The organism is Marisediminitalea alba (assembly GCF_002993365.1).
Taxonomy (GTDB): Bacteria; Pseudomonadota; Gammaproteobacteria; order Enterobacterales; family Alteromonadaceae; genus Alteromonas; species Alteromonas alba.
In genome coordinates, this window is sequence record NZ_PVNP01000004.1 from 13,056 (window position 1) to 27,174 (window position 14,119).

At 47.3% G+C, this 14,119-nt stretch carries 10 protein-coding genes and 1 pseudogene; 8 read left to right on the forward strand and 3 right to left on the reverse strand.

Translation table 11 applies throughout. From position 1 onward, the window contains the following. Positions 1–111 precede the first annotated feature (111 nt). From C6Y40_RS00710 to C6Y40_RS00720, 3 genes are all read left to right on the forward strand, one after another. Positions 112–1,344: an efflux RND transporter periplasmic adaptor subunit gene (locus C6Y40_RS00710; RefSeq protein ID WP_240621803.1), complete on the forward strand. Its 1,233-nt coding sequence runs from the start codon at positions 112–114 to the stop codon at positions 1,342–1,344. Further along, positions 1,341–4,511, forward strand: a complete 3,171-nt coding sequence (locus C6Y40_RS00715; RefSeq protein WP_088585973.1) for an efflux RND transporter permease subunit — start codon at positions 1,341–1,343, stop codon at positions 4,509–4,511. Before C6Y40_RS00710 ends, C6Y40_RS00715 begins: the two co-directional genes overlap by 4 nt. Positions 4,512–4,598: 87 nt before the next feature. Further along, positions 4,599–4,790, forward strand: a complete 192-nt coding sequence (locus C6Y40_RS00720) for a heavy-metal-associated domain-containing protein (protein ID WP_088585972.1) — start codon at positions 4,599–4,601, stop codon at positions 4,788–4,790. A gap of 220 nt (positions 4,791–5,010) precedes the next feature. Here C6Y40_RS00720 and C6Y40_RS00725 read toward each other — a convergent pair. From C6Y40_RS00725 to ncrA, 3 genes and pseudogenes are all read right to left on the reverse strand, one after another. Further along, a pseudogene (locus tag C6Y40_RS00725) lies at positions 5,011–5,973 on the reverse strand (IS5 family transposase). Positions 5,974–6,373: 400 nt separating this feature from the next. Continuing rightward, the gene (locus tag C6Y40_RS00735) at positions 6,374–6,643 is read right to left on the reverse strand and encodes a metal-sensing transcriptional repressor (RefSeq protein ID WP_088585971.1); all 270 of its coding nucleotides are present in this window, start codon (positions 6,641–6,643) and stop codon (positions 6,374–6,376) included. Positions 6,644–6,749: 106 nt separating this feature from the next. Continuing rightward, on the reverse strand, positions 6,750–8,048 hold the full coding sequence (ncrA, locus tag C6Y40_RS00740; RefSeq protein WP_088585970.1) for an MFS transporter: 1,299 nt from the start codon (positions 8,046–8,048) through the stop codon (positions 6,750–6,752). A gap of 1,164 nt (positions 8,049–9,212) precedes the next feature. On the opposite strand from ncrA, the gene C6Y40_RS00755 reads away from it, so the two are divergent. The 5 genes from C6Y40_RS00755 to C6Y40_RS00775 all read left to right on the forward strand — a co-directional run bounded on the left by C6Y40_RS00755 (position 9,213) and on the right by C6Y40_RS00775 (position 13,976). Continuing rightward, positions 9,213–10,118: a 3'-5' exonuclease gene (locus tag C6Y40_RS00755; protein WP_088585968.1), complete on the forward strand. Its 906-nt coding sequence runs from the start codon at positions 9,213–9,215 to the stop codon at positions 10,116–10,118. Positions 10,119–10,331: 213 nt separating this feature from the next. Next, positions 10,332–10,631, forward strand: coding sequence for a hypothetical protein (locus tag C6Y40_RS00760; RefSeq protein ID WP_105932869.1), 300 nt, complete (start codon positions 10,332–10,334; stop codon positions 10,629–10,631). 317 nt (positions 10,632–10,948) lie between these two features. After that, positions 10,949–11,872: a WYL domain-containing protein gene (locus C6Y40_RS00765; RefSeq protein WP_105932870.1), complete on the forward strand. Its 924-nt coding sequence runs from the start codon at positions 10,949–10,951 to the stop codon at positions 11,870–11,872. Positions 11,873–11,952: 80 nt separating this feature from the next. Next, positions 11,953–13,017, forward strand: a complete 1,065-nt coding sequence (locus tag C6Y40_RS00770; protein WP_240621804.1) for a site-specific DNA-methyltransferase — start codon at positions 11,953–11,955, stop codon at positions 13,015–13,017. 14 nt (positions 13,018–13,031) lie between these two features. Continuing rightward, the gene (locus C6Y40_RS00775) at positions 13,032–13,976 is read left to right on the forward strand and encodes an IS5 family transposase (RefSeq protein ID WP_103284221.1); all 945 of its coding nucleotides are present in this window, start codon (positions 13,032–13,034) and stop codon (positions 13,974–13,976) included. Positions 13,977–14,119: the final 143 nt, after the last annotated feature.

Here is a 14,119-nt window from a genome sequence, read left to right on the forward strand (position 1 = left end):
AATCACTCGAATATGAATACCACTATTAGATCAAACTTTTAAGACAATTGGTATTACTACAGACGCCAACTTCGGACTGGCCGAAGAGTTTTGGTGAATGAAAGGATCGTTATGATGAAAATGAAAGTTGGGATATTGCTGATGGCAGTTGCAGTGACAGCCAATACAGAAGTGGTACTTGCAAATGATGATGCAAGCGAAACGCAAAAAAAAACTGCAAATGCGCCTGCAGGTCCACAGGTACCCGTGGCTGTTGCCGTATCACGGAATATTATACCTTCTGCTGAATTTACCGGTTCTTTAGCGGCTATTAAAACAGTGGAGCTACGCCCCAGGGTAGGAGGGGCAATCGAATCTGTTACGGTGCCGGAGGGAAGTCTGGTTCAGAAAGGACAGATGTTATTTCAAATCGATCCGCGGCCCTACCAGGTTGTGCTTGATAGTGCACAAGCGCAATTACGACAGGCAGAAGCTCAGGCGTTCCAGGCAAGCCGCAATTACGAGCGTATTAGCCGTCTGGTAAACGGAGGTGCTGTTTCGCGTAAAGACTATGATGATGCATCTTCTGAGAAAAATGCCCGCGTTGCACAGGTTCAGGTATCGAAGGCTGCAGTCGAAGCAAAGCTGGATTTGTCATACTCGCGTGTGACTGCGCCAATTGATGGCCGTATCGATCGGATTTTAGTAACTGAAGGTAACTTGGTTAGCAGCAGCCAGGGGGGGGCCGCGACTCTATTGACAACAATCGTTTCGTCCGACCCTTTATATGTTTATTTTGATATTGATGAAGCGACATATCTCAATACTGTCAGTAAGGCTCGGCCTGATGTTGTCGGACGTAGCAACGAAAAATTACCCGTACATATAGGTCTGGCAAATGAGAAGGGGTATCCGCACGGGGGGGCGCTTGATTTTGTTGGCAACCAAATTGATCGTAATACCGGCACTGTTCGTGTCCGGGCTATTATCCCGAATGCTGATGGTCTTCTTACTCCTGGAGCATTTGCCAGAGTTCAGTTAGGCACTGGTAGTGAGCAAAAAGTAATTTTGGTAAACGATCAAGCCGTAGGCACAGATCAGGGCAATAAGTATGTCCTTGTTGTTGATGCCAATAATAAGGCGCAGTATCGCCCGATAGTGTTGGGGCCAATGGTCGATGGATTACGTGTTATCAGCGACGGTCTGAAGGCCGGGGAAAAAATTATCATAAAAGGGCTCGTACGACCGGGGATGGCCGTTACGCCAGACATCGTATCGATGCAAACGCTGTTGAGCGTACCTGAGAGGCAGCCTGAAGGTGCATCTAAAAAATCGAATGGCAAAAATGAGGGAGGTAGTAAATGAAATTTCCTCATTTCTTCATCCAGCGCCCCATATTTGCAATTGTCTTATCAGTTTTTATGCTGATAGCGGGTTCTTTAGCGTTTTTTCAACTTCCTCTCAGTGAATATCCGTCCGTAACACCGCCAACCGTTCAGGTAACGGCAAGCTACCCCGGAGCAAACCCCAATGTAATAGCAGATACTGTTGCCGCCCCGCTTGAGCAAGCCATCAATGGGGTTGAAGGCATGCTTTACATGAGTTCTCAAACTGCTTCTGACGGCCGAATGATTTTAACCATCTCTTTCAGACAGGGAACTGACCCCGATATTGCGCAAATTCAGGTTCAGAATCGGGTATCACGGGCTTTGCCTCGGCTACCAACGGAAGTCCAGCAAATAGGGGTTGTGACTGAAAAAACCTCGCCGGATATTCTTATGGTGGTGCATTTGTTCTCTCCTGATGAGCGTTATGATCCACTTTATGTTTCTAACTATGCAATGTTAAACGTACGTGATGAGCTTTCACGCTTACCAGGTGTCGCAAGCATAGCGCTGGGAGGTGAAGGGGAATATGCCATGCGAGTATGGTTAGATCCTAATAAAGTGGCTTCCAGAGGGTTAACATCAAGTGATGTCACTGCTGCGATTAAAGAACAAAACGTTCAGGTAGCGGCTGGCTCTGTCGGACAGCAACCTAATGCATCGTCATCATTCCAGGTCACTGTGAATGCCTTAGGGCGCCTAACTACTGAGGAACAGTTCGGCGATATAGTTATTAAAACCGGAGATGACGGACAAATTACGCGCTTGCGTGATGTGGCTCGTCTTGAACTCGGTTCAGATAACTACTCCATGAGGAGTTTACTAAATAATAAAAATGCAGTGGGTATGCAGATTGTTATGACCCCGGGCGCCAATGCACTTGAGGTGTCTGCATCGGTAAGGTCAACAATGGAACGCCTGAAAGTAAGGTTTCCGGAAGGTATTCAGTACAGTATCGCTTATGATCCGACCGTGTTTGTTAGTGCTTCCCTGAAATCTGTCACGACGACTTTATTAGAGGCCACAATATTAGTTGTGCTGGTCGTGATGCTATTTTTGCAAACATGGAGAGCATCAATCATCCCATTGATCGCAGTGCCTATTTCATTAGTGGGTACGTTTGCATTAATGGATGTATTTGGGTTCTCACTCAATACGCTATCTTTATTTGGTCTGGTTCTTTCAATTGGTATTGTTGTTGATGATGCAATCGTTGTGGTTGAGAACGTTGAGCGCCATATTGCAAAAGGACTCTCACCAAAAGACGCCGCAAGAAAAGCAATGGACGAGGTAACGGGGCCAATTCTGGCTATTACCTCAGTACTGGCAGCTGTGTTTATTCCATCAGCATTCCTCTCGGGGCTTCAGGGCGAATTCTATCGTCAATTTGCATTGACGATTGCTATCTCAACGATTTTATCGGCTATCAACTCCTTAACATTGTCTCCGGCATTAGCTTCCGTACTACTGAAACCACATCAAGGTATAGAGAAGCAAGATTTGTTGACTCGTGTAATGGATCGTTTTTTCGGATCTTTTTTCCGTCGTTTTAACCGTTTCTTTGATAGCCTGTCGAATTCCTATGTTGGGACGATTCGACGTATCGTTCGCGGAAGTACAATTGTACTCATTCTGTATGCTGGTTTTCTGGCACTGACCTTCCTGGGCTTCAAACAGGTTCCTGGTGGTTTTGTGCCTGCTCAGGATAAATATTACCTTGTTGGCATTGCTCAGCTTCCTTCCGGCGCTTCACTCGACCGAACCGAAGCTGTAGTTAAGGAAATGTCCAGGATTGCTTTATCTCAGCCTGGAGTTGAAAGTGTGATTGCATTCCCTGGCTTATCGGTAAACGGCCCTAACATGCCAAATTCAGCATTAATGTTTACTATGTTGAAACCTTTTAAAGAACGTCGAAATCCATCATTATCTGCTCAGGCTATTGCTGGTAGTCTGATGGGGAAATTTAGTCAAATTCCTGATGGTTTCGTGGGTATATTCCCCCCACCACCTGTTCCTGGTTTAGGGAGTATGGGAGGATTTAAACTTCAAATTGAAGACCGGGCCGGATTAGGTTTTGAAGAGCTTGCTCGTGTGCAGGACGTCATCATGGCTAAAGCTATGCAAACTCCAGAGTTGGCAGGGATGATGGCCAGTTTTGAAACTAACTCGCCTCAGATTCAGGTAGATATTGATCGTGTGAAAGCAAAATCTCAGGGGGTTGCGCTAACAGATATATTTGATACTTTACAGGTGAATCTTGGATCGCTTTATGTAAATGATTTTAATAGGTTTGGTCGGACGTATCGAGTCATTACCCAAGCCGATGCGCCATTCCGTATGCAAGCAGAAGATATCGGGTTGCTTAAGGTGCGAAACTCAGCAGGTGACATGATTCCTTTATCAGCTCTGATAAATATTAAGCGAACTTCTGGACCTGACCGTGTGATGCGATATAACGGGTACCCATCTGCAGATATTACAGGTGGTACAGCACCAGGTTATTCTTCGGGACAGGCAACTGATGCTATTGAGAAAATAGTTAAGGAAAGTTTACCTGAAGGGATGGCATATGAATGGACTGACCTTACTTATCAGGAAAAATTGGCGGGTAATTCAGCACTGTATATCTTCCCTCTAGCTGTTTTCTTTGCTTTCCTTATCTTGGCGGCACAATATAACAGTTGGTCTTTGCCATTTGCTGTATTGCTGATTGCGCCGATGGCGCTATTTTCTGCAATTGGGGGAGTCTGGATTTCTAATGGTGATAACAATATCTTTACTCAGATTGGTTTTGTTGTTTTGGTGGGGCTGGCCGCGAAAAATGCAATCTTAATCGTGGAGTTTGCCCGAACCAAGGAGAGTGAAGGACTATCACCATTGGCGGCCGTGCTTGAGTCTGCTCGCTTGCGTTTACGTCCGATTCTTATGACATCTCTGGCGTTTATTGCGGGTGCTATACCTTTGCTATTAGCTAGTGGGGCTGGTGCCGAAATGCGGCATGCTATGGGTATTGCCGTATTCTCGGGAATGCTTGGAGTAACCTTCTTTGGCTTACTGCTTACTCCTGTGTTTTATGTGGTTGTGCGAAGTTTTTCCTCAAGGCGAAAAGTTGATACCTCTGGTGAAACGTTTAGTCAAAGAGGATAAGCACGAAAATCTTTGGCGATAGGGCTTGACCTTACAACAGTGGCAAACTCTATCCTAAAGGTCACCACAACTAAATAGGATATACAAATGCAATTACATATAGAAAATATGACATGCGGTGGCTGCGCTCGAACAGTGACTAAAGTTATTCAGAATATGGATCCAGAGGCTAAAATCGTAACCAACCCACCAATACGTAAGGTAGATGTGCAAACATCAATATCTTTAGAGCAGATTTCTGAGGCTTTACGTGAAGCTGGGTTCCCACCAAAAGAATAGTTTTATTAAAACGGTAACTCTACTATGGAGTTACCGTTTTTAACTTTTTTATATTATTTTATCCCTGATAATAGCCTGACTTATTTTTATATCGACTAAGGAACCTGTAATTAAGCCTCCACTTCTGCCCAACCAGAACCCGTAGCAATTGGGGCCCCATTTAGACGTCATTATCCTGCGTTTTCCTTCGGACAGCGCCTTTTCAGGCACTTCAGACTGATTAACCCTGTGCTCGCAACATCTGATCCACGCGCACGAGGTTTGACAGCGCGAACAGCATCGCCAGTTTGCCGTCATTTTTCTTCAGACCACGGTAACGGGCTTTTACAAAGCCGAACTGGCACTTGATGATCCGGAACGGATGCTCAACCTTGGCACGCAGGCTGGCCTTCAGATACTCGGTGCGGGGATTCTGACCTTATTGATGCGAGGATGCTTTTTCAGAGTCTTCAGCTGCCCGGGTTGTTCGGCGATGTGCCAGTCTGCACTGACATCTTTAAGCTCTACCCGCTTTTCGGCGCCTCGGTAACCCGCATCGGCAAAGATGAACGCTTCATCACCATGAAGCAGGTGCTCTGCCTGGTTTAGGTCATGCTCATTGGCTGCCGTAGTGGTGAAGCTGTGCGTGATACCGGTGCAGGCATCCACGCCGATATGGGCTTTCAGCCCGAAGTGCCTTCTTCGTCTGGTGCATCTCAGGATCGCGCTCGCCACTGCGGTTCTTAGTTGAACTGGGGGCCTCGATGATGGTGGCATCGATCAGGGAACCTTCCTTGATCAGCACACCAGCCTCGGACAGCCACTGATTGACCTCGTCGAAGATCTGGCGTGCCAGGCCATGTTGTTCCAGCAGGTGGCGGAACTTCAGAATCGTTGAATGATCGGGGATGGCCTTATCCAGTGACAGACCGGCAAACAGGCGCATGGAGGCAATCTCATACAGCGCATCTTCCATCGCCTCATCACTCAGGCTGTACCACTGTTGCATGCATTGAATCCGCAGCATAGTAGACAACGGATAAGGACGGCGGCCGTTACCGGGCTTGGGATAATGAGGTTCGATGACGTTTTCGAGACGCGTCCAGGGGATCAGCTTGTCCATCCGGCCAAGGAACTTCTCTTTACGGGTCTGGCGGCGCTTGTTGCTGAACTCGCTGTCCGCGAATGTAAGTTGCTGATCCATCTCTATGTCCCCAATCGTGTGCAGCGGACATTATCTCATGCGGCAGACTTGATCACAGCTTCCCTATCATACTCCTTGTAAAGGCCTTGTCGGGATCGGACTCATTAACAGCAGACATCACTTTGTCGTGCAGGTCATTCATGTCCGCCTTATATTCCTGTGACTATGCTGACGAGTGCATTTTTGACATTTTCATTTCCGATTTTTCGACGGAAATGGCTGGCAGGAATAAGATTAATATAGAAAAAGGGAGTTTTTTATTTTCATATAATAAATCCTTTCAGGTAGGTACTGGTTAATTGCTGCTGAGTCAGATAAAAAAGCCCCCTGATGGGGCATATGTAGCAACACAGGCATTAACCACACCTTGCTGTGAAAAACCAGTCATGTTTCACCAGCTTTAAAGATACTTGGTTATCTCTTTAAATTCGCTAAGCGAACTATCAGACTCGGAGTGTTCAGCATGAAGGGCCTCCTCCAGGCAGTGACCTAAGTGGTCGTGAATTAAAGTACGCTTCGCATTCGTTATAGCTTTTTCCACAGCCTGTAACTGCTGGGCTATATCCAGACACGCTTTTTCATCTTCAAGCATCTGGATGGTACTTTTCAGGTGCCCTGCGGCACGCTTAAGTCTTTTAATAATGTCAGGGTGTGATGCGTGTACGGTCATGGGGCTGTCCTCTCTGGGTGGAGGGGATAAGATAATATGTATCAACGCTATGGTCACACTTTTTATCGGCTTATCCTCTCCTTATACGCTGCATATTATGGGTAAATTACTTCTCTTTCTTCGGCCATGACGGGTGTTCATCATCAATCACGAAATCATGCTCATGGGTCGATTCATTGTTTGTATCTGGGGCTGTGTGGCTGTGAACCTGGATGTAAATTTCATGCTCAGGCCGCCAGATGAGTACGGCAGTAACCAGCGACAGCCCCGCCACAATGGTCAGAGCGATGAATGAAGCCTGAGTTCCCCATGTAGCGCCTACCCACCCTGCCAGCGGATAAGTCACCAGCCAGCATGAATGTGACAGCGCAAACTGAGCGGCGAACAGCGCCGGTCTGTCTTCAGCTTTTGACGAGCGCCGCAGCAGGCGCCCACTTGGCGTCTGAGAAAGCGAATAACCCACCCCCAGCAGCGCCCACAGCACTAACAAGGTGACATAATTTTTTAGGAGAATGCCCAATCCCAGGCCAATGACTAAAAGCGACGTACCTACAAGCATCGGCATGCGGTCACTCATTTTGTCGAGGAGTCTGGGTAGAATCAGAGCCGATAGCATGGATCCGATACCGAAGCATGCCAGCGCAATGGCGGTAGACCGTTGTGAGAAACCAAAGTTAGCCTGAACCAGAACAACAGTATTGACGATAACCATCGCACTCGCCGCTGCTACGGCCATGTTGAGAGCCAGCAGGCCGCGTAGTCTCGGTGTTTTCAGAAAAATACGCATGCCTCGCGTTGTTTTGTCATAGATGCTGCGTTTTACCGTTAGCGCTTTCATCTTTGGCAATCTGACAGAAACAACCAGTAAAGCCGATGCGATAAACCCCACAGCCGTCCCAGCAAACAGGTTATGGAAGCTCATGACCGCCAGCAGCGCAGCCGCCAGCATGGGGCTGATAACACTTTCCAAATCGTAGGCCAGCCGTGACAGAGACAGCGCCCGGGTATATTCGCGTTCATCAGGAAGAATTTCCGGGATTGTCGCCTGAAAGGTTGGCGTAAATGCCGCCGAGGCAGACTGAAGAATGAAGATCAGGATATAGATTTCCCAGATCTGGGTGACAAATGGCAGCGCTATAGCCACGAGGGCGCGAACCAGATCCAGCGTCACCAGCATACTGCGACGCGGGAATTTGTCGGCGAAGGCCGCAGCTACGGGCGCAACCAGAATGTAGGCGCTCATTTTGATAGCCAGCGCGGTACCCAAGACAGCACCAGCCCTGTCTCCTGCAAGCTCGTAGGCTAACAGCCCCAGCGCAACGGTCGCCAGACCGGTGCCGATAAGGGCGATAACCTGTGCCATAAACAGGTGGCGGTAAATACGATTAGAAAGAATATTGAGCATCAGGAAATCTCTCGGCTTAAGTTTACATCCCCCCCGGGGGGATGGTTGAAGTATAGATCGGCCTCACAGTAATGGCAATCTCTATCCTGGGTGGGGGGGTGTGAAATTTATCGGTTACTTGATATGAAAAATATTCATGTATCATATGCTTATGGCCTAATTATTATTAGGAATATCAAGAGAGGGACAGCAGATTTCCGGCAAACAGTTGCAAGCAGATATAGTCCAGTTAATCCTTCAGAAAAAAGAGGTACCATCGTGAACCTCCGTTGGAATAGTATTCAATCCCTACCTTGTGGCGATTCAACCACCTGATCGTGTTACGAAATCAGCCCATGCCTGCATCATCGGGCGATGTTGTTCCAGTAAATCAGTCCTGTGGTAAGCGGCCTCAGCTTTACTCTGAATTGAGTGAGCGAGTGCTCTTTCAGCAAGATCTCGAGAGTAACCATGCTTGCTGCACCAATCACGAAAACTTGAGCGAAAGCCATGCGCAGTGGCTACCCTGTTGGGAATATCACTTGGAGCCTCAACGCGACGTAAAAAAGAGGTGAGGCCATATCGCTAAGAACGGTCTGCTATGCTGATTTCTACAAGTAAAATTGTAGGTAAAACTGTAGTTGTTCGAGTAAGACGCTGTGTTGTAGGTGATTTCTTTTTTGTGTTGATAAGCTTGATGTGGGGATCGCTCGCCCTCGTCAAAGCCTGCAAGGCTTGGATAATACTGCTTCTGCCTACTGCTCTTGTTTCTGTTACTGATCCTGTTACTGCTACTGGTTAACGCATGGGTCAAGTAACCGTCAGACAAGGCTTGTTGAACCCTTTGCAAAGGGTTTAAAAACAGTTAGTAAAATTCTGCTTCGTATTGAATTTACTAGCTTAAAGCGAAGTCAGGAGCACCATTAAAATGCTCAGTCGAACTCAGTTCAAGCCTTTTGCAACCGTTTGAAAAGGGGTTGGCTAAGCCATACGTAAAGGGTATCGGTAAGGGTTACCTAAAGGGTTTAGCTAAGGCTTTCTGAAAGGCTTAGCCAAAGCCTTCATACATGGGTTCACCCAGTAGAAAGATTAAAAAAACGCTGAGGTATCCAAGGTGCATTTAGAAAAACCTGTGGCACAGTGAAATCACCTAAAGCGAACAATAGAATTGAAGAGGAACCATCAATGACAAGAGCCCCAGCGCCATTTCCGCTAGAGCGCCTCGCGGATATCCTAGAAAGACCAGAAGATTTTAGATTGCTGGAGCGTATTCCATTAACGCGTGAGCCGCAGTCCTGGCCACTTGAATTCTCTCCTTTGGTCGGTGATGAACAACCGATGGTGCTGCTCGATACAGAGACAACCGGACTGTCTGCCGATGATGAGTCCATTATTGAGCTTGGTATGGTTAAGGTGCTTTACAGCCCCTCTGCTAAGCAGATTGTGTCGATTGTTGATGTGATCAGCTTGTATGAAGATCCCGGCAAGCCAATCCCCGAGCTGATTACCGAGTTAACCGGTATCACTGATGAGATGGTGCAAGGCCAGCACATTGATGATTCACTGGTAGCGAGTTGGTTATCCGATGATCCGCTGGTGGTTGCACACAATGCACAGTTTGATCGTCCTTTCTTTGAAAAGCGGTTTGCTGCATTAGGACATCTATCTTGGGCCTGTTCAGCCAGTGGCATAGATTGGAAGGCGCTGGGTTTTGAAAGTCGAAAGCTTGAGTACCTGCTGCTTCGCTTAGGTTGGTTTTATGAAGGACATCGAGCTGCAACCGATTGTTTGGCGATGGCCTGGTTGTTTCATTTGTTGCCCGAGTCCGTTGCAAACTTGTTGTCTGAAGCAGACAGGCGAACTGTGTTAGTTCGTGCGTTTGGTGCGCCGTTTGACGTAAAGGACTATTTAAAAGAGCGTGGTTACCGTTGGCATGACGGTGTTAAAGGTGCCAACAAACATTGGTGGCGCGAAATCAGCGAAGACGAGTTGCCGCAGGAACAAACTTACCTGGATGATTTGTACCATCGTGGCTCAGAACATGCCCACTATGACTACAAAGATGCCCGCAATCGATTTAAAGCTTTGTAGCTCTCTACAAGGTAAGCCTTGCATATTTGAAAACCTCTGGAAAATGGAAAGTGAACTTACGTTATACCCAAACTACTTGGTGTTGCAGCTAGGCGGCAAGTGAGCGAGTCCCCATGAGCATAGATCTTCTATGTGATTGGGGTGAGCGAATACAGGTAACACCGCTGCGGCTGCAAGTAGGCAGGGTATATAACCAACAAGAGGAATCTTTCCATGTACCAAGACACCTACATTGAATACTGGGGCGAAATCTTCGTCTCTGCCCGCATCATTGAATTTGGCATCACGTTCGAGCGCTTTCTTAAAGATCCTTGGAAGCACTTGATGTCCTGTGGCCAAGAGTCTGCTCCAGACGCGATTGCTGAAGGGATGCTGCCATTGCTACCAGCCCAGGCAGAAGTTGCTAGGCGCATTCGGGAAAGTGAGCAACGAGCCCTGATGTCCACAGACTCGGAGAAAGGGAAGTCTCAAAGCAGTAACATCGTGGTGCCACTGGTTCGGGTAGCGCATTGATAGCGGCTATCATCAATGACACGAAACAAGGCCTTCACGCCCATAACTGAGCGGCAATTGCAATCCAGATCAAAAAGTTGCCGCTTAGCCTTCCCTACAAAATAATTTGTGATAGGATGACACCTAATAAAATTAATTAGGTTGAAGCCTATTAAGTGTTTTATGTCCATCTGTCCAGCTTCAACCGGTAGAGATTGCTAAGTCATTGCGAATAAAGAGTAGCATTGAGTGACACTATTCAATGTTATTACGCGATGTCTGACCGTACTTTATAAACAGAGTTTTAAGAATCTGGTTGAATTGGATAAATAAGACGCATGACAAATGATGGTCTGAAACAAACAGTAGTGGCGAAGCCAGATAGGCTTTCGCAGATAGCGCAGTTGCCACAAGCAACCAGGGATCGCATTGCCCACATCGACTTCACCTTATTGTTTAAGGGAGAAGCGGTACGGGCGGATTTAGTCGATCGCTTCAGCATAGCGGCCGCACAAGCAACGAAAGACTTCACAATGTACCGAGAGCTTGCACCAGGCAACATTGAGTATGACCAAAAGCTCAAACTGCATAAGCGTGGTGAAGCTTTTGAGCCCTTGTTCGAGTACGACGTTGTGAGAACACTGGCAACCATTAGCCAAGGGTACGGTGATGGCTTCACTGGAAAGGTAACCCCCCCCCTTGCTTGTGAAGCGCCTTTTCACCTCAACAAGCCGAGTTTATCGATAGTGGCGAAAGTCTCCGAGGCCATACACAAAGGCAAAGCCTTGCGTATCACCTATGTGTCGTTATCGAGCGGTGAAACCACGCGTGAAATTGTGCCGCATACGCTGGTGGACAATGGCCTGCGTTGGCATGTTCGTGGTTTTGACCGCAAGCATGGTGAGTTCCGTGACTTTGTACTGACCCGAATTAAAGCTGCGGTTGTGCTTGAGGATTCCACTCTGTCAGAGGCTGAACTTGAAACCCAAGACCGGCAATGGAATCGCTTTGTTGAGCTGGAGTTAGTGCCGCACCCACGCATAGAGCACAGCGAAGCGATTGAACTGGATTATGGCATGGCAGGTGGCGTTCTAAAGGTTGAGATTAGAGCTGCAATTGCGGGGTATTTGCTCAGGCTTTGGAATGTTGATTGTTCCGAGACCGCTTGCTTATCAGACAGCCATTGCCAACTGGCATTAAACAATCGTGCCGCGCTGTATGGGGTTCAAAACCTCGCAATTGCGCCGGGTTATGTCACTTAGACGATGAGCACAACCCAGACAACCGCTTTTTATGACTAGAGATTAATCATCAGAATTAAATAAGAATTTAAGGAATACCGATGCCAACGTTGGATTTTAAAGGTAAACAGTTTGTTTATTCACACCACCTGAGTGTGCCGTTTCGTGAACTAAAAGTGGTTGCAGATAAATCGTTACCGCAGGTGGGCAAGACGGCATCACTGGATGACAACCTTATCATCCATGGCGACAACCTCGAAGCTCTTAAGGCGTTACTGCCAACTCATGCCGGCAAAGTAGACTGCATTTTTATCGACCCGCCGTACAACACAGGCAATGAAGGCTGGTGTTATAACGACAATGTGCGCTCGCCTCTGATGCAGGAGTGGCTGAAAAAGTCAGCTAATCCTGTTGATAAAGAAGACTTGGAACGTCATGACAAATGGCTTTGCATGATGTGGCCGAGACTTATGTTGTTGAAAGAACTGCTGTCAAACGATGGAAGTATTTGGTTAACGTTGGATGACAATGAAGTTAATAGCGCAAAGTTATTGATGGATGAAGTCTTTGGTGATGATAAGTTTGTTGGTTTATTTGTTGTCGTCAATAACTTAAAAGGACGAAATGATAAAGAGCATATAGCGATCACGCATGAGTATATTTTAGTCTACTCAGGAGATGAATTTGTCTCGAAAGGTTTGGATCTGACAGAAGAACAGCTAAAAGACTTCACGTTAAAAGATGAAAGTGGTTGTCTTTATTCATTACGTGATCTTCGTAAGAGAGGGAGTGAAGACAGAAGAGAAGATCGGCCTAAAATGTTCTATCCGATTTTTTGGAATAAAAGTGCTAATACTTTGTCTCTTGAAAGGTCATCAAACAATGACATTGAAATATTGCCAATGAGAGGAGATGGAACTCATGGGCGTTGGCGATGGGGAAAGGCGCGAGCATTTCAAAACTTAAAGAATTTGGAAGCTAGAGAATCTAGTAAAGGACGGTTTGATGTGTCCTACAGGGTTTATCTAGATGAGACTGATGGGAAAAAATCAAAATCGTTTTGGCAGGGAACTGAATTTGCCACCGATTTAGGAACAACGTTACTTAAGGAGACTCTGAATAAGTCCCCAAAATCAGCGATAATACGGCCATCGTCAACTGCATAGGATTCCGTGCTTTTATGGATCAGATCACTTTCTCCGAAGCCGAGTACCAGACCAAGAAGCGCAAGACACGTCGCGAGATCTTTCTGGATCGGATGGACAACCTGATTCCGTGGAAGCAGCTGGAGAAAAAGGTAGCCCGTTATTATCCCAAGGGTCAGAACGGACGGCCCCCGTATCCTTTGTCTGCCATGCTGCGAGTTCACTGCATGCAGTTGTTCTATAACCTCAGTGATCCCGCCATGGAAGACGCCCTGTACGAGATCGAATCCATGCGCCAGTTTGCTGGACTGAAGCTGGATCGTCTGCCGGACGAAACCACCATTCTTAAGTTCCGCCATTTTCTGGAGCAGCATGGCCTTGGCAAGGTACTGTTCAAAGAAGTGAATAAGCATCTTGAGAAAAACGGCCTGATGCTGCGTGAAGGCAGTATTGTCGATGCCACCATCATTTCTGCACCGAGTTCCACCAAGAACAAGACCGGCCAGCGTGATCCGGAAATGCATCAAACCAAGAAGGGTAATGAGTGGCGCTTCGGAATGAAGATGCACATCGGCGTCGATGACACGCTGGGCCTCATCCACAGTATTGATACCACCGCTGCCAACGTGCACGACATTGTGCCCACGGACAAGCTGCTGCATGGTGAAGAGCAACGGGTTTTCGGCGATGCCGGCTACCTCGGTATTCAAAAGCGGTCTGAACATAAGCACCGCCAGAATGTATCGTGGTACATCGCTACGCGCCCTGGGGCACGAAAAACGCTGGATGCTGAAAAGCTTAAAGCCGAGAAAATCAAAGCCAGCGTTCGTGCCAAGGTCGAGCATCCATTCCGGTACATAAAGCAGGTCTTTGGCTACAGCAAAGTTCGCTATCGTGGCTTGGCCAAGAACAACAACCGGTTGCATTTGCTGGCCGCGTTCAGCAACCTGCTTATTGGTGGAAAATACCTTCTGGCATAGGGCCAGTGCGCCTGTTTTCCGCCAAAATGGCGGGGAATGGGCAAAAAATATGCAAGCAACGGGGAAAATAGCGTCTGAATTTCATATTTTTGCCGGTTTATGCCGATGCTGGTGAAAATTGGCAGTTATTCAGACCTTCCTTA

Bases quoted from the DNA above. Each gene is read 5' to 3' on its own strand.
- C6Y40_RS00710 (WP_240621803.1), top strand. From the start codon at position 112: ATGATGAAAATGAAAGTTGGGATATTGCTGATGGCAGTTGCAGTGACA.
- C6Y40_RS00715 (WP_088585973.1), top strand. From the start codon at position 1,341: ATGAAATTTCCTCATTTCTTCATCCAGCGCCCCATATTTGCAATTGTC.
- C6Y40_RS00720 (WP_088585972.1), top strand. From the start codon at position 4,599: ATGCAATTACATATAGAAAATATGACATGCGGTGGCTGCGCTCGAACA.
- C6Y40_RS00735 (WP_088585971.1), bottom strand. From the start codon at position 6,643: ATGACCGTACACGCATCACACCCTGACATTATTAAAAGACTTAAGCGT.
- ncrA (WP_088585970.1), bottom strand. From the start codon at position 8,048: ATGCTCAATATTCTTTCTAATCGTATTTACCGCCACCTGTTTATGGCA.
- C6Y40_RS00755 (WP_088585968.1), top strand. From the start codon at position 9,213: ATGACAAGAGCCCCAGCGCCATTTCCGCTAGAGCGCCTCGCGGATATC.
- C6Y40_RS00760 (WP_105932869.1), top strand. From the start codon at position 10,332: ATGTACCAAGACACCTACATTGAATACTGGGGCGAAATCTTCGTCTCT.
- C6Y40_RS00765 (WP_105932870.1), top strand. From the start codon at position 10,949: ATGACAAATGATGGTCTGAAACAAACAGTAGTGGCGAAGCCAGATAGG.
- C6Y40_RS00770 (WP_240621804.1), top strand. From the start codon at position 11,953: ATGCCAACGTTGGATTTTAAAGGTAAACAGTTTGTTTATTCACACCAC.
- C6Y40_RS00775 (WP_103284221.1), top strand. From the start codon at position 13,032: ATGGATCAGATCACTTTCTCCGAAGCCGAGTACCAGACCAAGAAGCGC.